Annotated in this window: 20 protein-coding genes; 8 read left to right on the top strand and 12 right to left on the bottom strand. The window is 67.7% G+C overall.

Features of this window, described 5'->3' with window-relative positions; translation table 11 throughout:
* Positions 1-194 precede the first annotated feature (194 nt).
* A complete protein-coding gene (locus H0X95_RS00735) occupies positions 195-377 on the bottom strand; it encodes a hypothetical protein (RefSeq protein WP_006484836.1) in 183 nt (60 codons plus the stop codon).
* Between H0X95_RS00735 and H0X95_RS00730 the strand changes: the two genes are divergently transcribed.
* From H0X95_RS00730 to H0X95_RS00715, 4 genes are read left to right on the top strand one after another with little or no spacing between them, the layout of a single operon-like run.
* Positions 376-1,092, top strand: a complete 717-nt coding sequence (locus H0X95_RS00730; RefSeq protein WP_006484827.1) for an ABC transporter permease — start codon at positions 376-378, stop codon at positions 1,090-1,092. The two genes, H0X95_RS00735 and H0X95_RS00730, sit on opposite strands and share 2 nt — an antisense overlap.
* Positions 1,089-2,000, top strand: a complete 912-nt coding sequence (locus H0X95_RS00725) for a glycine betaine ABC transporter substrate-binding protein (protein WP_006484838.1) — start codon at positions 1,089-1,091, stop codon at positions 1,998-2,000. Before H0X95_RS00730 ends, H0X95_RS00725 begins: the two co-directional genes overlap by 4 nt.
* Positions 2,001-2,010: 10 nt before the next feature.
* Positions 2,011-2,664, top strand: a complete 654-nt coding sequence (locus tag H0X95_RS00720) for an ABC transporter permease (RefSeq protein WP_059721462.1) — start codon at positions 2,011-2,013, stop codon at positions 2,662-2,664.
* On the top strand, positions 2,661-3,836 hold the full coding sequence (locus tag H0X95_RS00715; RefSeq protein ID WP_006484826.1) for an ABC transporter ATP-binding protein: 1,176 nt from the start codon (positions 2,661-2,663) through the stop codon (positions 3,834-3,836). The genes H0X95_RS00720 and H0X95_RS00715 overlap by 4 nt, the downstream gene beginning before the upstream one ends.
* 81 nt (positions 3,837-3,917) lie before the next feature.
* On the opposite strand, the gene H0X95_RS00710 is transcribed toward H0X95_RS00715, so the two are convergent.
* On the bottom strand, positions 3,918-4,295 hold the full coding sequence (locus H0X95_RS00710) for a hypothetical protein (protein WP_006484823.1): 378 nt from the start codon (positions 4,293-4,295) through the stop codon (positions 3,918-3,920).
* A 243-nt stretch (positions 4,296-4,538) separates the two neighbouring features.
* On the opposite strand from H0X95_RS00710, the gene H0X95_RS00705 reads away from it, so the two are divergent.
* The 4 genes from H0X95_RS00705 to H0X95_RS00695 all read left to right on the top strand — a co-directional run bounded on the left by H0X95_RS00705 (position 4,539) and on the right by H0X95_RS00695 (position 8,277).
* Positions 4,539-5,519, top strand: coding sequence for a bifunctional helix-turn-helix transcriptional regulator/GNAT family N-acetyltransferase (locus H0X95_RS00705; protein ID WP_043205865.1), 981 nt, complete (start codon positions 4,539-4,541; stop codon positions 5,517-5,519).
* Between the two features lie 132 nt (positions 5,520-5,651).
* Positions 5,652-6,341, top strand: a complete 690-nt coding sequence (locus H0X95_RS00700) for a pentapeptide repeat-containing protein (protein ID WP_059721506.1) — start codon at positions 5,652-5,654, stop codon at positions 6,339-6,341.
* 368 nt (positions 6,342-6,709) lie between these two features.
* Positions 6,710-6,931 (top strand): hypothetical protein, encoded by a 222-nt coding sequence (locus tag H0X95_RS35850; protein ID WP_080403521.1) that lies wholly within the window; start codon positions 6,710-6,712, stop codon positions 6,929-6,931.
* A gap of 239 nt (positions 6,932-7,170) precedes the next feature.
* Complete coding sequence (locus tag H0X95_RS00695) at positions 7,171-8,277, top strand: polyamine ABC transporter substrate-binding protein (protein ID WP_059721507.1); 1,107 nt, start codon at positions 7,171-7,173, stop codon at positions 8,275-8,277.
* A gap of 72 nt (positions 8,278-8,349) precedes the next feature.
* On the opposite strand, the gene H0X95_RS00690 is transcribed toward H0X95_RS00695, so the two are convergent.
* The 10 genes from H0X95_RS00690 to H0X95_RS00645 all read right to left on the bottom strand — a co-directional run bounded on the left by H0X95_RS00690 (position 8,350) and on the right by H0X95_RS00645 (position 18,158).
* Positions 8,350-8,955, bottom strand: coding sequence for a DNA-binding protein (locus H0X95_RS00690; RefSeq protein WP_006484848.1), 606 nt, complete (start codon positions 8,953-8,955; stop codon positions 8,350-8,352).
* Positions 8,952-10,199, bottom strand: coding sequence for an MFS transporter (locus tag H0X95_RS00685; protein WP_059721463.1), 1,248 nt, complete (start codon positions 10,197-10,199; stop codon positions 8,952-8,954). The genes H0X95_RS00690 and H0X95_RS00685 overlap by 4 nt, the downstream gene beginning before the upstream one ends.
* Before the next feature lie 286 nt (positions 10,200-10,485).
* Positions 10,486-10,815, bottom strand: a complete 330-nt coding sequence (locus tag H0X95_RS00680) for an H-NS histone family protein (RefSeq protein WP_011549287.1) — start codon at positions 10,813-10,815, stop codon at positions 10,486-10,488.
* 325 nt (positions 10,816-11,140) lie between these two features.
* Positions 11,141-12,490 carry a reverse transcriptase family protein gene (locus H0X95_RS00675; protein WP_059721464.1) on the bottom strand — a complete coding sequence of 450 codons (1,350 nt, stop codon included), beginning with the start codon at positions 12,488-12,490 and terminating at the stop codon, positions 11,141-11,143.
* Positions 12,491-12,743: 253 nt separating this feature from the next.
* Positions 12,744-13,316 (bottom strand): plasmid fertility inhibition factor family protein, encoded by a 573-nt coding sequence (locus H0X95_RS00670; RefSeq protein WP_034203909.1) that lies wholly within the window; start codon positions 13,314-13,316, stop codon positions 12,744-12,746.
* Positions 13,317-13,550: 234 nt separating this feature from the next.
* Positions 13,551-14,306, bottom strand: a complete 756-nt coding sequence (gene hutC / locus H0X95_RS00665) for a histidine utilization repressor (RefSeq protein WP_006497918.1) — start codon at positions 14,304-14,306, stop codon at positions 13,551-13,553.
* A gap of 50 nt (positions 14,307-14,356) precedes the next feature.
* A complete protein-coding gene (locus H0X95_RS00660) occupies positions 14,357-15,850 on the bottom strand; it encodes an HAL/PAL/TAL family ammonia-lyase (protein WP_006484825.1) in 1,494 nt (497 codons plus the stop codon).
* A gap of 7 nt (positions 15,851-15,857) precedes the next feature.
* Positions 15,858-16,649, bottom strand: a complete 792-nt coding sequence (locus tag H0X95_RS00655) for an ABC transporter ATP-binding protein (protein WP_006484818.1) — start codon at positions 16,647-16,649, stop codon at positions 15,858-15,860.
* 27 nt (positions 16,650-16,676) lie between these two features.
* Entirely contained in the window at positions 16,677-17,423 is a 747-nt protein-coding gene (locus H0X95_RS00650; RefSeq protein ID WP_006484844.1) for an ABC transporter permease, read from the bottom strand.
* A gap of 12 nt (positions 17,424-17,435) precedes the next feature.
* Positions 17,436-18,158, bottom strand: a complete 723-nt coding sequence (locus H0X95_RS00645; protein WP_006481063.1) for an ABC transporter permease — start codon at positions 18,156-18,158, stop codon at positions 17,436-17,438.
* Positions 18,159-18,207 lie beyond the last annotated feature (49 nt).

Here is an 18,207-nt window from a genome sequence, read left to right as displayed (position 1 = left end):
CAAAACGCATGATCTCGTGCGCAACGTGATGTCATTTCGCACTTCGTTGCGCATGCATCCGTTTCGCCACGTCAAAAGGGGCCTCCGGCCCCAGCGGTCGGCGCCAAGCCGCCCGCATCCATGCCGTCTTCACAGGACGGTGCCCTGCTCGAACGCGCCTCGCCGTTACGGCGCCGCCGGGCTGAACCTGACAATCAGACGAACGCGTCGTCGCGTTCAACCGACCGCCAGCCGCACCTCGGTGCAGCCGGCAGCACTGTTTCCGTCAGTTCAATCGCGGCCATGCCGGGATCACGAACTTCCATCGCGACGCCATGCGGCGTCATCGCGGCGTGCGCCTGCGCGCGCCGCACCGAATCGAGGAGGCGTATCTTCATGACTCGACGCACTGTCCAGCTGGTGGGCAGCCTGGTGGCCATCATCGCCGTGGGATGGGCATTGGCGCGCGGCATCGGCGCCGAGACGTTCAAGCAGCGCTCGGACGATCTCGCCTACTACGCGGGCCAGCACATGCTGCTGGTCGTCTATTCGATGACACTGGCCATCGCCGTGGGCGTGCCGGCCGGCGTACTGCTGAGCCGGCCGCGATTCCAGCGCCAGGCCGAGCGCTTCATGCAGGTCTTCAACATCGGCAATACGATCCCGTCGCTCGCGGTGCTCGCCATCGCGCTCGGCATCTTCGGCATCGGCAACGTGCCGGCGATCGTCGCGCTGTTTCTCGCCTCGCTGCTGCCCGTCACGCGTAACGCCTACGAAGGGATGAAGAACGTACCGGCCGCGCTGCGCGAAGCCGCCAAGGGCATCGGCATGACGGGCTGGCAATCGCTGGTTCGCGTGGAATTGCCCAACGCCTTGCCGATCATCGTCGGCGGCGTGCGCACCGCGCTCGCGATCAACGTCGGCACGGCGCCGCTCGCCTACCTGATCGGCGCGGACAGTCTCGGCTCGCTGATCTTCCCCGGCATCTACCTCGACAACCAGCCGCTGCTGCTGCTCGGCGCGTCGCTCACCGCGATCCTGGCACTGGTGCTGGACGGCATCGTCGCGGCCGGCAGCCGTCACTGGCTGGCACGCCACGGAGGTGCCGCATGACGCTTCATCGCATCCTTCGATCGTTCGCACGCCTGTGCACCGTCGGCGCGCTGTGCGTCGCCGCGAGCACGCCGGCGTTCGCCGCGAAGCTCGTGCTGGGCGCGAAGAACTTCACCGAGCAGTACGTGCTGGCGGAACTCACGTCGCAATACCTGCGCTCGCGCGGCTACGACGTCGAAGTCCGCGCCGGGCTCGGCAGCACGCTCGCGCGCAGCGCGCTGGAGAACGGCCAGTTCGACCTGATGTGGGACTACACGGGCACGGCGGCGCTCGTCTACAACAAGATCCAGGACAAGCTGTCGCCCGAGGAGATGTACCGGCGCGTCAAGGCGCTCGACGTGCCGCGCGGGCTCGTGTGGCTCGATGCGTCGCCGCTCAACGACACCTACGCGATCGGCCTGCCGAGCGAACTCGCGCAGGCCACCGGCATCCGCACGGTGTCGCAGCTCGCCGAGCACCTGAAGAACGATCCCGCCGCGAAGCATTACGTATTCGGCATGGACGCGGAATTCGCGAATCGCCCCGACGGCCTGAAGCCGCTGCTCGCCGCCTACGGCATGCAGTTCAGCCGCGCGCAACTGAAGCAGATGGATCCGGGGCTCGTCTATACGGCCCTGCACAACAATCAGTTGAAGATCGGCCTCGTCTACACGACCGACGGCCGCGTGAAGGGCTTCGGCATCGTGCCGCTCGAGGACGACAAGCACTTCTTCCCGCCGTACAACGCGACGCCCGTGGTCCGCAAGGGCACGCTTGAAAGCAATCCGAAGCTCGCGACGCAGCTCAACGCGCTGTCGGCCGCGCTCGACAACGACGCGATGCAGGCGATGGCCAAGGCCGTCGATCTCGACGGCAAGTCGCCGCGCGACGTCGCCGATGCGTTCCTGCGCACCCACCCGCTGCCCTGAAGGAGGACCGATGAGCGTATTCGACTATCTCGCTTCGAGCTGGCCCGAGTTGCTGCAGCTCACGCTGCAGCACGTGTGGCTCGTCGCGATCGCCGTAGGTTGCGCGATCGTCGCCGGCGTACCGCTCGGCATCCTGATCAATCGCCACGAATGGCTCGCCGGGCCGCTGCTCGGCATCGCCACGCTCGTGCTCACGCTGCCGTCCATCGCGCTGTTCGGCCTGATGATCCCGTTCTTCTCGCGCTTCGGCCAGGGCATCGGCGCCGCGCCCGCGATCACGGCCGTATTCCTCTACTCGCTGCTGCCGATCATGCGCAATACGTACCTGGCCTTGCACAACGTGGATGCAGGGATCAAGGAAGCCGGCACCGGCATCGGGATGACCTCGTGGCAGCGCCTGCGTCTCGTCGACTTGCCGCTCGCGGTGCCGGTGATTCTCGCGGGCGTGCGCACCGCGGTCGTGATGAACATCGGCGTGATGACGATCGCCGCCGTGATCGGCGCGGGCGGCCTCGGCACGCTGATCCTGCGTGCGATCGGGCAGAGCAGCATGATGAAGCTGCTGGTGGGCGCGGTGCTCGTGAGCCTGCTCGCGATCGTTGCCGACCGGCTGCTGCAGATGCTGCAACGTGCATTGACACCGAAGGGAGTGCAGAAGACATGATCGAACTCGACCAACTGACCAAGACCTTCACGCGCAAGGACGGCCAGGCCGTGCGCGCGGTCGACTCCGTGAGCCTGTCGGTGCCCGAAGGGGAAATCTGCGTGTTCCTCGGCCCGTCGGGCTGCGGCAAGACCACCACGCTCAAGATGATCAACCGGCTCATCGCCGCCACGTCGGGCCGCGTGCTCATCAACGGCGAGGACACGGCGCAGCTGAACGAAGTCGACCTGCGGCGCCACATCGGCTACGTGATCCAGCAGATCGGCCTGTTCCCGAACATGACGATCGAGGAGAACATCACCGTCGTGCCGCGCCTGCTCGGCTGGGACAAGAAGCGCTGCGCCGAACGCGCGCGCGACCTGATGTCGATGGTCGCGCTCGATCCGAAGCTGTACCTGAAGCGCTATCCGCGCGAGCTGTCGGGCGGGCAGCAGCAGCGCATCGGCGTGATTCGCGCGCTGGCCGCCGATCCGCCCGTGCTGCTGATGGACGAGCCGTTCGGCGCGGTCGATCCGATCAATCGCGAATCGATCCAGAACGAGTTCTTCCAGATGCAGCGGCAACTGAACAAGACCGTGATCATGGTGAGCCACGACATCGACGAAGCGATCAAGCTCGGCGATCGCATCGCCGTGTTCCGGCGCGGCCAGCTCGTTCAGTACGATCACCCCGACACGCTGCTCGCCCGCCCGCGCGACGAATTCGTCGCGCAGTTCGTCGGCCAGGACAGCACGCTCAAGCGCCTGCTGCTCGTGAAGGCCGGCGACGCCGCCACGCAACCCGAAACCGCGCGCGTCGATACGCCGCTCGCACACGCACTGGCGGTGATGGACGAAACCGACTGCCGCTACCTGACCGTGCTCGACGACGCGGGCCGGGCGCTCGGCTACGTGACGCGCCGCGCGGCACGCACCGACGGCGGCGTGTGCGGCGAACGCGTGACGCCGTTCCCGGCCGGCGTCGCGGCGGACGACAACCTGCGCATCGTGCTGTCGAAGATGTACCAGTACAGCGCGTCGTGGATGCCGGTGCTCGACCCCGACGGTGCGTGGCTCGGCGAGATCACGCAGGACTCGATCGCCGCGTACCTCAGCTCGGGCCGCTCGCGCCGGCAAACCGGCCAGCCGCCTGGCAGCCCGGCCGAGACGGTCGCCTCGGTCGCCACGTCCTGAGTCGCGCCCGGGCCGGTGCTTCGTTGCACCGGCTTCGGGAAGTGAATCGACATCGCGCGTTGCAGAAAACAACCAGACGCATCAGCGCAGCGGCGCGCGCGTTTTTCCGTCGACCTTCAATGTGCGCCGATCGCGCGCGACTTCGTATTCGACGGTCTGCGCGGGCGTGACGGCACCATACGATCGGCCGTTCACATAGACGACGCCGTCGCGCAACTCCACCCTGTCGCCGTTGACGGTTGCCGTGGCCCGGTCGCCCTGCAAAACCGCGCCCGAACAACCGGCGGTCGAGAAGCTGCGGACCGACGTGCCCGGCATCGCGGCGTTCCCGCCGCGCTGATCCGCCGCATGCGCGGCGCTGCACGGCGCCGCATCCATCACGCCGGCCGCATGGAGCGGCACCGCGCCGAGGCCACTCCCGGCCAGCAACGCGATCGTCATCGGCAACAGCTTGTTCATGGTGATCTCCGTGGTCCGCGGTCGTCGATCGAGGGTCGGCCGATGCCCCTGCTCGCAGTTCGGCCAGCGCCGCCCAGTATGCAGTCACTTCGCCGCGCCCGGCCATCCGCTTCAGTACCCGTCGCGGTGGCGGCCGCACGGATGCGCCGCCCCGAAGCAATCGATTACGTGAAAATCCGCCTTGATCAAGTTGCGACCCGCAACTATTATCGATTGCGATACGCAACCTTTCAGGGGCAGACCATGGACCTCATCGACGCGCCGGCCAAGCCGCGCGACGCGACCATCCTCGAATTGCGCGACTTCTCGCGCAAACTGGTACGCGAGCTCGGCTTCATGCGCGCGACGCTGGCCGACAGCGACTGGGCGCCGTCGGCCGTGCACGCGATCCTCGAGATCGGGATGGCGCCCGGCATCAACGCGAAGGATCTGGGCGCCATCCTGCGGCTCGACAAATCGAACACGAGCCGGCAACTCGCGCGGCTCGAAGCCGCCGGTATCGTGGAGCGGCGCGTGTCGAGCGAAGACGCGCGGGCGATCGAGCTGTACCTGACCGCCGAAGGCAAAAAGCTCCGAAAAAGAATCGATACGTTCGCGACCGATCAGGTGTCGAACGCGCTGCGCCGGATGATTCCGGCCGACCAGCAGGCGCTGCTGCGTTCGCTCGCGCTGTATGCCGATGCACTCGCCCAGGACAACGCGGCCCGCGCGCCCGTCGCACCCGCCGACGCGCCGTCGATTCGCGAAGGCTATCAGCCGGGCTGCATCGGCGACATCGCGAGCCTGCATGCGCGCTTCTATGCGGAACACTGGGGTTTCGGCGCCTTCTTCGAACAGCGGGTGGCGACCGAGCTGGCCGCCTTCGCGGGCACGCTGCCGGCCGCCGGCAAGGCGCTGTGGCTGTGCCAGGAAGACGGCCGGACACTCGCGTCGCTCGCGATCGACGGCGACCCGGCGACGGGCGTCGCGCACCTGCGCTGGTTCATCGTCAACGACGCGTTGCGCGGCTCGGGCGTCGGGCGTCAATTGATGACGCTGGCGATGCGTTTCGTCGACGAACACCGGTTTCGCGAAACCTACCTGTGGACCTTCAAGGGGCTCGATGCGGCGCGCCATCTGTACGAGTCGTTCGGCTTTGCGTTGACGAACGAGTCGGCAGGCACGCACTGGGGAACCAAGGTCGTCGAGCAGCGCTTCAGCCGGCCCGGGCCGTCCGGCGATTGATATCGGCGGACAGCTTCGCCGTGCGTGGGGGGCAGCAGCCCGGCGTTAGCTGTCGCACGCCGCCCGATGCACGACGCGCGCGAAATCCGGATAATGTCTGCCCCGAACATTCGCCCGACAATGGATCCGCTCATGACTCCCGGTGTCCTCGTGACCGGCCGCACGCTGGATCGCGCCGAATTGATGCAGCTCATCGAAGGCTCACCTGCGCCCCTCCACCTGGAGGATTGCGACCTCGAAAGCGCCGATCTGTCGCGCCTGGATCTGCGCGGCGCGCGATTCGAGCGCTGCGCGCTCGCGGAAGCGTCGTTCGTCGGCGCCACGCTCGCGCACACCACGTGGATTCGCTGCCGGGCCCGCCAAACCGACTTTGCGTCGTCGGATCTCGAGGACGCCGCGTTCCGGTCGTGCGACCTCAACAATACGAGCTGGCGGCGCAGCAAGCTCGGATCGGTCCGCTTCAACGAATGCCGGCTGACCGGTGCCGATTTTGAGGAATGCAAATCGCTGGGACTCGAATTCGCCAGCACGCTGCTGGTCGGCGCGAGCCTGCGGCGCTTTTCGTTCCGTAAAACCCGGCTCGTGGCGCTCGATTTCTCGGACGCCGATCTCGCCGGCGTGGACTTCCGCGATGCCGTGTTCGAAGGCGGCAGCCTGCGCAACGCACATCTGAACGACGCTCGCTTCGAGGGTGCCGACCTGCGCGACGTGGATCTGGGCGGCACGCCCAGGCTGCTCGCGTCCGGCGTGCTGCGCGGCGCGACCGTCTCCTACGATCAGGCGGCCATGCTGATCGAGAACTTCGGGATTCGGGTCGCATAACGCGCCGCCACACCCGCGCCCGCTTCGTCGTCGCGAGACGGCGCGGGCTATCCAGCCGTCTAATATTCTCATCACTTCGACCGCATTCCGGCCACCGCCAGTACGCTCGCAAGCGCGATGTGCACGCTGCCGCACCGCGTCGCCACCCTACCCATCACTAGGGAAAATCCGGAGACATCCTTACAGCGATTTATCCGATGATTCACGAGAGCGTCATATTTCGGCGATTTCGCTGAATGCCAAGCTTTCAGTCCGCGCCATGCAGCCGATGCCGCCCCGCGGCAATCGCGATGACCGCAGCCTGAAACGGCAGCCGTTGGCGAAGCGTCGGGTGTTCAATACTTTCAACAACCCGGTCGAGAGTAATCGTGAGAATCCGTGGCCCGCTGCTGCGATGGAGACGAGGCGATGCGCGAAACCTGCGCGCCGCGCTGCCGTCCCTCGACGACCGTGACGGCTGGCGAAGTCCTCGCCTGTCTCTGTCGATCTACACCATCCTGTCCCGCCGTTCCGTTCGCCGTCACAACGCCGTCGCCGCCCGTGCGTCCGTCGCGATCCATACCGACGACGTGGCGTCGCTGCTGCCTTAGCGCGCCTTTCCCCTTCTTCGTGTCCGTTCGACCTGCGCATCGTGTCGCCTGAGCGGCGACGGGATCGGCTCGCGCCGCGTTTGGCCGCAAGCCCGCGCGACATCGAACGCACTCCTGATTGCATTGCACTGCCCGTGCTCGTCGACAGCACGGATCACGCACGCCTGTTCCATCCGATGAACCGTCGCGCGATGGCCCGTACGCCGGGCTCGACGCGCTCCGCCAGGAAAGACTTCGTCATGCGAATCCGCCCGCTCCACCGTACCCTTTCAGCCGCCGCCATCCTGTCGATCGCCGCCGCCGGCACTGCCGCCCGCGCAGCCGGCGAACTGAACATCTACAACTGGTCCGACTACATCGCGCCGGACACGATCCCGAACTTCCAGAAACAGACCGGCCTTCACGTTCGCTACGACAACTACGACAGCGACGACACGCTGCAGGCGAAGCTGCTGTCCGGCAACTCCGGCTACGACATCGTCGTGCCGACGTCGAACTACATGGCCAAGCAGATTCAGGCGAGCGTCTACCAGCCGCTCGACAAATCGAAGCTGCCGAACCTGTCGCATCTCGACCCGCTGCTGATGAAGATGGTCGCCGACGCCGACCCGGGCAACCAGTACGGCGTGCCGTGGGCCTACGGCACCGACGGCATCGGCTACAACGTGCAGGCCGTGAAGAAGGCGCTCGGCGACAAGGCGCCGGTCGACAGTTGGGCGCTGGTGTTCGATCCGGCCAACATGGCGAAGCTGAAGGGGTGCGGCGTGTCGTTCCTCGACCAGGCCGTCGACGTGTTCGCCGCGACGCTGCAGTACATGGGCAAGGACCCGAACAGCACGAACCCGGCCGACTACCGCGCCGCCTACGACGTGCTGAAGAAGGTGCGCCCGTACATCACGCAGTTCAACTCGTCGGGCTACATCAACGATCTCGCGAACAACGACCTGTGCGTGTCGTTCGGCTACTCGGGCGACGTCGGCATCGCGCACCGCCGCGCGGCCGAAGCGAAACGCCCGTACGAGATCCGCTTCGCGAATCCGAAGGAAGGCGGCCTGCTGTGGTTCGACATGATGGTGATCCCGAAGGACGCGCCGAACCGCGATGCCGCGCTGAAGTGGATCAACTACCTGCAGGACCCGAAGGTCAATGCGGGCATCACCAACGCGGTGTTCTACCCGACCGCGAACAAGGCCGCGCGTCAGTACGTGAAGCCCGCGATCGCGCGCGATCCGTCGGTGTATCCGTCCGACGAGGTATTGAGCAGGATGACGTTGCTCAAGCCGATGCCGCCCGAGATTCGCCGGCTGCAGAACCGGTTGTGGGCGCAGTTGAAAACGGGGCGGTGAGCGCGGGGCGACGCGCTTGAACCCTGCCTGCGGCGGCGCGAGCCGCAGGCACGCCATCGAACGTCGAGCGACCTACCGCAACGCCTGCCCCCGCTCCGCCGCAAACGCATCGCCAACGAACCGGATCACGTCGTCGAGCGACGACGTGCACACCGCGTCCGCGGCAAGCGACCGAAACGCACCGTCCGGCCCGAAGCAGACGAGCGGCTTGCGCCAGCGCTGCGCGAGCGCGATCTCTTCCGCCGTCCCGTGCCCGCCCGGCAGGGCCACGATCAGGTCGCTGCTCAGCACGTTCACGTAGTTGCGGTTGATCGTGTCCGGAGCCGCGCCCGGCTCGCGGCGCGGCAGCGGCGTGAGGACCGGAATGTCGACGAACGGATGCGGATAGCCGTCGAGCGGCACGAAGCCCGCGACCGGATCGGCCTGCGTCGGCACGATGCCGATCGATCGTCCGGTTCGACCGGGCACGCCGGCGAACGCGCGCGCGACCGCCAGCATCACGCCCTGCCCGCCGCCCGTCAGCAGATTGAACCCGGCCTGCGCAAGCCACGCGCCGAGCGGTTCCGAAAATGCGGCCCACGGCTCCTTGCCCGAGCCCATCACGCCAATCGTCCTGGTTTTCCGTTGCATCGTGGTTTCCGGTGAAATCGTGGCGGCGCGTACGCGCGCCGCGCTCATTCGAGCTCGACGCCCTTGAGCTCGGGGATCAGGAACAGCGTCGCGATCATGTCGAGCACGTACAGGCCGGCGAGCAGCGCGATGGCCGTCTGGAACCCGTAGTGCGCGGCGAGCGCGCCGACCGCAACCGGGCCGAAGCCGCCGACCGCGCGGCCGATGTTCCACAGCACGTTCTGCGCGGTCGCGCGTGCGGCCGTCGGATAGCCTTCCGACATCAGCGTCCCGTAGCCGCCGACCATCCCGTTGACGAACATCCCCATCAGCGCGCCGGCCCACAGCATCGTCGTCGGGTGCGACAGCCGCGCATACGCGATGACCGTCACGACCGAGCCGAGCTGATACAGCAGGAACGTCGGCTTGCGGCCGATGCGATCGGCCAGTTGGCCGAACACCCAGACGCCGATCATCATCCCGACGACGGTCGCCGCCGTCCACAGCCCCGATTTCGTCAACGAGAAGCCCATCTGCTTCGACAGGAAGGTCGGCAGCCAGATCATGATCCCGTAGTAGCCGAAATTCTGGACCGAACACAGGATCACGATGCCGAGGCTCGTGCGCGCGGTGCGGCCGTCGGCGACGAGCATGCGGAACGCGTTGGACGTGTGCTGCGTCGCGCGCTGCACGAACGCTTCCGGCTCGTGCAGCTTGTTGCGCATCACCCACGCGAGCAGCGCGGGCAGCACGCCGACCACGAACATGCCGCGCCAGCCGATATGGAGCAGCAGAAACGGCGTCAGCAGCGCGGCCAACAGCACGCCGGCCTGCCAGCCGAGCGCGACGTAGCACGACACGCGGGCGCGCTTGGCTGCAGGCCACGCTTCGGCCGCGAGGGCCATGCCGATCCCAAATTCGCCGCCGAGGCCGATGCCCGCGATGGTGCGATAGACGAGCAGATCCTCGAAGCCGCGCGCGAATGCGCACAGGCCCGTGAAGATCGCGAACAGCAGGATCGTCCAGGTCAGCACGCGCACGCGCCCGTAGCGATCGCTCAGCGCGCCGAACACGATGCCGCCCGCAACCGCGCCGATCAATGTCCACGTGACCAGCGCGCCGCCCTGTCCGGGCGTCAGGTGCAGCGCCGCCGTGATCGCCGGCAGCATGAAGCCGAGGATCAGCAGGTCGAAGCCGTCCATCGCGTAGCCGATCGCCGATCCGGCCAGCGCTTTCCACGCGTACGCGCCGACCTGCTCCACGCGCGGGGCCGACGGGCCGCCGAGCGTCGAAGATTTCATGTTTGCTGCCATGGTGTCCTGCCACGAATGTCCGGCGACATTCTAAGGCCTGTGCCGGCGAACGACGGCGGCGGACGCGCGTCGCGCCCGCGCTGGCCGGACGGCGCGCGGGCAACGGAGGCAACGAGCGGGAAAAGGAAAAGAAAAGGGAAAACGTCGATCCGGTGTCGGCGGCGAGGCCGGCGATGTCGCGATCAGGCCGGACACCGAATGAAAGACGGCGGGCGGGCGGCGGATTGCCGGCCGGCCCGCCTGCGCGAACCGGACGGCGCCCGGTCGCCTTGCGGCGCGCCGGGATTCAGCCCTGATCGTCCCCGGGCCACCAGGTCTTGGCCTCGCGATCGACCGCCAGCGTTTCGAGATCCTTGCCTTCGAGCCATTTCGGCCGCGGGCCGCGCCCCGACCACGAGCGGCCGGTCGACGGATCGTAGTACTTGGCAGGCGCCTTGCGCTTGCGCTGGACGATGTAGCCGAGCGCGCTCAGCACTTCCTGCTGCGAAATTCCCAAAAGCTCGACCTGTTCCTTGAAGGCCGCGAGCGCGGCTTGCTTCTCCTTCTGCTTCGCCTCTGACAGCTTGATGTTCAGGTCCCGAAGTTGTGCTTCGAGTTCCTGCAGGGCCTGGGTCATGTATTCATCCTCTTTGGGCATGTTTTTGCAAAAAGCTCCGATGGCCGAACCTACCACGAAGTTCCGCCGATCGGGGCTGTCAAATAGGTGAATCGTCCACCTGAGCCGGCATGATTTGCGCGATGCGCACTAAACGACGTCGTGCGTCACTGGCAGCTTGAACCAAGCCGGCAACGGGCGGCACGCCGCGTACGCATGCATGAAGCGAACGGCGGCGGCAAGTGATTCGCCGCCCCTGGCACGGGCGCGGCATGGCGCGAATGATAGCAGTGCGCGGCGTCGTGTTGCAGAAGTCTGCCGACCGGCGTCGACGCGGGCCGACGGGTCAGCGGCCCGCGCCGCCGGCGTCCCACACGATCCGGTCGAACAGCGCGCGCAGCTTCGCGCCGCGCGCCGCATTCAGCGCCGTCGCATGCGCGACGCGCCCGGCCAGATGCGCACGGAAATCCGGATGCGCATCGCGATTCTGCGACGCCGGGCCGCGCCGGATGCAGTTGGTCAGGATCGCTTTCAGTCGATCGAATGCGTCGCGCGACAGGTTCGGATGCCGGTTGACGACCACGCCGGCCAGTTGCTGCCGCGTGCCCCGCCGCATCACGCGGGTCTTGCGCAATTGCAGCGCGAACCCTTCCTCGAGCGCGATCGCGGCGACCCGGACTTGCAGCCGCGCGACGTCGCGCGCGAGCGCGCCGCCGCCGGAAAACGCGAGATCGTCCGCATAGCGCGTATAGGTCGCATCGACCGAACGCGCGAGCGCGGCGAGCCGCAGGTCGAGCCGGAACGCGCACAGGTTCGCGAGCGCCGGCGACGTCGGCGCGCCCTGCGGCAGATGCCGTTCGCGATAGCGCTGACGGCCGATCCAGTCGAACCGGTCGCGCAGGTCCGGCTCGAGCAGCCGCGCCGACGGCACGCGATTGGTGCAGAGCCCGGTGAGGATCCGCGCGACTTCGGCCGGATAACCGAGCGTCGCGAACAGCGCATGGACGCGCGCGGCGCGCACCGACACGAAGAAGTCCGCGAGATCGAAACGCACGACGACATCGCGATCCGCATGCGGCGTCGCGAACGACACGATCCCGTGCCCCTTGCGAAAACCGTGGACCGCGCCATGCGGCGCGATGCGATCGAGCAGCCCGCGCAGGATGCGGCGCTGCGCTTCGCGCAGCCGCCCCTTCGGGATTTCGACGAGGCGGCACCCGCCGCTGCGCTTGTCGACCGCGACGTATGTGTAGTGATGCAGCGGCGTGGCGCCGCTGCGCGCGTCGACGCGCCAGTGGTCGGACAGCCAGTCGAGTTCCGGCGCGCTCACCCCGAGCCAGCCGGCGAGATCGCCGGGCGTCGGCCATTGCGGCACATCGCAGCCCGCGAGCGGCGCCGGCAACGGTCGCTGGACCAGCGGCCGCCGCACGATTCGGATCACCAGCGGCCGACGCTCGCCATACCATGCGCGCACGAACGCGGGCGCCTCGGCCAGGAGCGCAGCGAGCGCGTCGGTGTCGGTATCGGCCCAGTTCGCGCCGAAGCGGGCGAGCGCGGTGCCCGCGCATTCGGGCGTCCACGGCTGTGCCTCGCCGAGCACGGCGGCCATCCGCGCGACGACGCCGTCGCGTTCGGGCGGACCGGCGAGCATCGCCTCGGCAATCGTGCGGGTGGTATCGCGCAGGGATGAGTGCATGGGAAAAGGAAGGCGGGACGATGAGTCAACGTGGCTGGTGCTGCGAGAGCGGTCGTTGCGCAACGCGCAACTTGCGCACTTGCGACGCATCGGCGTATCGATCTGATCCACGGGGTAGCCCCGTAGTCCGGGAACATCGGCTGCCTGTTCCGGGCGTGTGCTTGACCCACCGCCCCGCGTCGCGACTTTAATGGGCGGCGACGCCAGGTGTCAAATCGAGCCGGACGATGCGCGCTGCGCGGCGGCGGCGCGCTTATGCGCGCCGGGCGAACAGTTCGCTGAACGCGATCGGCGCCACGCCGATGCCGGCCATGCCGTTCAGTATCGTCGCCCAGCTCGCGTCGGCCACGCTGACGGGAAACGACCGCACGCGATGGGCGAGCAGCCAGAAGGTGCGCGTCATGCCGTCGCTCATCGCGACCTCGTAGCCGCTTGCCGCCGCCCAGTAGCCGACCGACGGCAGCGTCACAGGTGCGTCGCGGCCGCCCCTGAACGCGGTGGCCGCTACCGCGAACTTGCTGTCGAGCGACATGGCCCGGCGCGGTACGCAATCCTGCGAATTCTGTTTCGGGAACGTGGGGCTCGTCTCGAGCCAGCGGCGATAGAACGTCTCCGCGTCGATATGGACGACAAACCGCTCGGGTCCACCCGGCTCGGCCTTCAGATAGCAGTCCGCCTGATTCGGCACGGGGACGCGCCACGTCGCGCGCTTCGCGCTCAGCTCGACCAGTTCGCACGCCATCGACGGGCGCTGGGTGGGTGAAGCGGCTCCGGATTCGCGCAGGTCCTGTGCACGAAGGATGCCGTTACGAAGACGTGTCAGCATGGGCCCTCTCTTTCTCTCGATTTTTTCGAATGAGTCCGGGCCCGTGGCGTGCTCCGCGCGGGTGCCGCGATGCGGTCGCCCGGTTCCCCGACGCTCCCGACCGGATCGGGAACCCGCGCAGTGTATCGCCTTTCGATGCAGGTGCGACATCGCGCCATCACGACCCATACGGGTACATCGCCAGCGCCGGCCGAAGCGGCAAATGTGCGCCCCGCCCAGGGCCGCCGCACGTCCCTACATCTTGCCCGCCAGATGGAACCGCGACGCCGGATGCCACAGCCTGACCGACGTGGCGACATGCTCGCCGACCCACGTGCGGCGTCGTAGCAGCAAACACGGTTCACCGATTTCCATCACGAGATGCCGACGCACCTGCGCGTTGGGCTTCTCCGCGTAGATCCGGAACTCCGCCCGCTGGATCGGCGCGAGTCGCACCATGTAATGATTCGGCGTCTCGAGCGTGAAGTCCTGCTCCAGATACGCGGGAAACAAGGCCGGATTGACGTAGCGATCCTCGAACTGGATCGGCTCGTCTTCCTCGTAATGCACGATACGCGAATGAAACACGGGCCCGGCGCGCAGTCCGAGCGCATCGATCGCGTCCGGCTCGACGCTGCGCTCGATCAGCAGCACGCGCGCGCTGTGACGATGGCCGCGCTCGGCGATCTCGTCCGCGATGTTGCGGATCTCCAGCACCGTCGACTCGTAATGCCGACGCTCGACGAACGTGCCGGCCCCCTGGATGCGGGTCAGCACGCGCTCGGCCGTCAGTTCGCGCAGCGCGCGCGACACCGTCATCCGGGCCACGCCGAATTCCTTGACCAGTTCGGCCTCGGTCGGGATCGCGGCGCCGGGCTTCCAGTCGCCCTTCGCGATCCGCTCGACGACGTAGCGCTTGATCTGCTGATAGGCCGGCAGTGCCCGCGCCGGCACGGTGTCGGCCGACGCCTGCGCCGGCCGTGCGAAAAGCTTGCGTTCCGTTTCGCTCATGCGCCCTCGACCGAATGAATGTTGGGTAATCGGCCCGTCCTCGCCTGTCGTCACTGCAACGAAGGCGGCACGCCTGCGACGATGCCGGCCGCGATCGCGATATCGTCCGCGAGCGGCCGGTCGTCGCGATAGACCGGCACGCGCGTGCGTACATGCCGCCACAGCGCGTCCGTCGATGCGGCCCGCGCGGTGTCGCCCGGCTGCAGGTCGTACGCCTGCGCGGCGGCCAGTAGCTCGATCGCGAGCACGCGGGTCGTATTCTCGATGATGTCGAGCGCCTTCAGCGCGGCCGGCGTCGCATGACACAAGTGATCTTCCTGCAGCCCCGACGTGATGCCGCCGTCGAGACTCGCCGGCGCGGCAAGCCGCTGATTCTGCGCGACCAGCGCGACCGCCGTGTACTGCGCGATCATGAAACCCGAACAGCTGCCGCCCGGCGCGGCAAGAAACGCCGGCAGCCCGCTGACGAGCGGATTCACGAGCCGGTCGAGACGCCGCTCGGCGATCGCGGCGACTTGCGCCATCGCCGCCGCGAGGCTGTCCATCGCGAGCGCGATGCCGGCGCCGACCGCGTGCGCCTGCGAATGCACGGCCGGCGCGTCTCGCGTGCCGGCCACGACCGGATTGTCGGTCACGGATGCGAGTTCGCGATCGACGACCTCCGCCGTGACGTCGAACACGTCGCGCGCCGCGCCATGCACGTGCGGAATCGTGCGCAGGCTGAGCGGATCCTGCGTATGCCGGCCGCTCGCCGCGGCAAGCATGCCGCTGTCCGCCAGCAGCGCACGCACACGGGCGCCGACCTGCCCGATACCGGGGGAAATCCGCAGCGCGAGCGAAGCCGGATCGAATGCGGCGAGTTGCCCGCCCAGGTTCTCGAAGCTCATCGCCGCGATCCAGTCGGCCCAGTCGAGCAACCGTTCGGCGCGGGCGAGCGCGAGCGCAGCCAGCCCCGTGACGCACGGCGTTCCGTTGACCAGGCTCAACCCCTCCTTCGCGCCGAGCACCAGCGGTTCGCGGCCGATACGCCGCAGCGCCTCGTCGCCGCGCATGCGTTCGCCGCGATGGCGCGCATGGCCGTGCCCGACGCACACGAGCGCGACATGCGCCATGTGGGTCAAGTACCCGACCGAGCCGTGCGCCGGCACTTCCGGCAGGCAATCGTGCTCGAGCAGCGCGACGAGCTGTTCGACGACATCGGGACGGACGCCCGAATGCCCGTGCGCATAGTTGTTGATCGCGGCCGCGATGATCGCGCGGGTTTCGGCTGCGCCGAGCGGCATGCCGACGCCCACCGCGTGACTCATCAGGATGTTGTGCGACAGCGTGCTCTGCTGCGCCGGCGACACGATCACGTCGCACAGCGCACCGACGCCGGTATTGACGCCGTAGGCGCGAATGCCGCGCGCGACGATCTCGTCGACGAGTTCGCGAGCGGCCACGACGCGCGCGCGCGTATCGTCGGCCAACGCCAGCGGCGCGCCGGCCGCCACCGCCGCAACCTGCCGCCAGTCAAGCGGCCGAGCCGCACGGAATACGGTCATGGCAGCCTCAGTTCGCGGTGCGGTCGTGGTGGCTCGACACGAATTGCCGGAAGCGCTCGGACGTCTGGCCGCCGAAGACTTCGTCGGGTGTGCCGTCCGTATCGACCTCGCCCTGATGCAGGAACATCACGCGATTCGACACGTGGCGCGCGAATCCCATTTCATGCGTGACGACCAGCATCGTGCGCCCCTCCTCCGCGAGCGAGCGCATCACGCGCAGCACCTCGCCCACCAGTTCCGGGTCCAGCGCCGACGTCGGTTCGTCGAACAGCATCACTTTCGGATGCATCGCGAGCGCGCGTGCAATCGCGACCCGCTGCTGCTGGCCGCCCGACAGGTGCGCGGGATAGTAGCCACGCTTGTCCGCGAGGCCCACGCGCGCCAGCAGCGCCTCGGCCTCCTCCACCGCTTCCGCGCGACTGCGCTTCTGCACGCGCAGCGGCCCCTCGACGAGGTTGTCGAGCACCGTCATGTGGGACCACAGATTGAAGTTCTGAAACACCATCCCGAGCTGCGAGCGGATCCGGTCGACCTGGCGCCGGTCGCGCGGATGCAGCTTGCCGTCGCGCGCGCGCTTCATCGCCAGTTCCTCCCCGGCCAGGGCGACGGAACCGTCATCGGGGGTCTCGAGCAGGTTCAGGCAACGCAGGAACGTACTCTTGCCCGATCCGCTCGCGCCGAGGATCGAGATGACGTCGCCCTCGTGCGCGTCGAGCGAAATGCCCTTCAGCACATGATGATCGCCGAACGACTTGTGGATGTTTCTGACCGACAGCGCAACGGGAGCAGCGGTGTTCATCGGATTCTCCTGGAAGGAATGGCGCGCTCAGGACGCGACGCGCCGGGCATTTCGGGTCGCGGCGGCTGGCGCACCGGACGGCTTCGGCGCACGCAGGTGCCCCGAGAGCCGCCATTCGAGCGCGCCGAGCAGGCGCACGACGATGAAGTTCAGGCCCAGATAGATGACGGCCGCGCAGACGAACACTTCGGTCGTCCGGTAGGTTTGCTGGATGATCTGCTGCGCGACGCCCGTCACTTCCCATACGGTGACGAGGCTCGCCAGCGCGGTCGACTTGACCAGCAGCACGGCTTCGGTCGAATACGCGGGCAGACACTGGCGCAGCGCGATCGGGCCGATCACGCGCCGCAGCAGCGCGAAGCCCGACAGGCCGATCGAATAACCGGCCTCGATCTGCCCGATCGGCACGGCCATCAGCCCGCCGCGCAGGATTTCGGCCGTGTAGCCGGCCGTGCACAGCGCGAGCGACAATACCGCGCAAACGTACGGCTCGCGCAGCAGCGGCCACATGAAGCTCTCGCGGATCACGCCGAACTGGCCGAGCCCGTAATACACGAGGAACATCTGGATCAGCAGCGGCGAGCCGCGAAACACGAGGATGTAGGCACGCGCGAAACGGTTCGGCAACCAGCGCGGCGATACGCGCATCGTGACGATCACGAGCGACAGCAGGCCGCCGAGCACGAGCGACGCGAAGAACAGGCCGAGCGTGGTCGGCACGGCCGCGAGCAACTGGCGCAGCGTATCGACGAGAAAAGCGAAATCGATGGACATGCCCGTTCTCCGTCAGTTGCGCGCGAAATTGCGGCGGAACGACCGGCCGACGATCGCTTCCGCCCGGTTGAACACGCGGTTCGACAAGCCCGTCATCAGCAGATACAACGCACCGCCCGCGACGAAGAACACGAAGTACTGGTGCGTCGAATTGGCCGCGATCTGGCTCGTGCGGAGCAACTCGGCAAGACCGGTGACCGAGATCAGTGCGGAATCCTTCAGGCTCAGTTGCCACACGTTGCCGATCCCGGGCAACGCGAAGCGCAGCACCTGGGGAACCAGGATGCGCCGCAGCACCATGCTGCGCGGCATGCCGATCGAGCGCGCCGCCTCGAGCTCGCCTTTCGACACGGCGAGCACCGCCGCGCGATAGACCTCTGCCTGATAGGCGCCCGAGATCATCCCGACCGCGAGCGCACCGATCACGAACGGCGGCACGCCGATGAAGCCTTCCGCGCCGAACCACTGGCCGACGGCCGTCACGAGCGTCGAGCCGCCGAAGTAGAACAGATAGATGACGAGCAGTTCGGGCACGCCGCGAAATACCGTCGTATACAGATCGCCGAGCAGGCGGAGGGTGCGGTAGCGCGACAGCTTCGCGGCCGCGATCGCCGCGCCGATCACCGCCCCGACCGCGAGCGCGGCAAGCGTCAGCGCGACCGTCATCAGTGCGGCGAGCAGCAGCACACCGCCCCAGCCTTCGGTTCCGAAACCGAGCATTTCAAGAATCGCCATGCGTGCCTCCCGGCATGCGTTGGGTGAAGCCACTGGATGCGTGCCGCCG

It is taken from the genome of Burkholderia sp. 9779_493, assembly GCF_015712215.1.
In the GTDB taxonomy this organism is placed as follows: domain Bacteria; phylum Pseudomonadota; class Gammaproteobacteria; order Burkholderiales; family Burkholderiaceae; genus Burkholderia; species Burkholderia cenocepacia.
The sequence above is the reverse complement of the archived record's forward strand: the minus strand, read 5'-3'. Positions and strand labels throughout refer to the sequence as shown.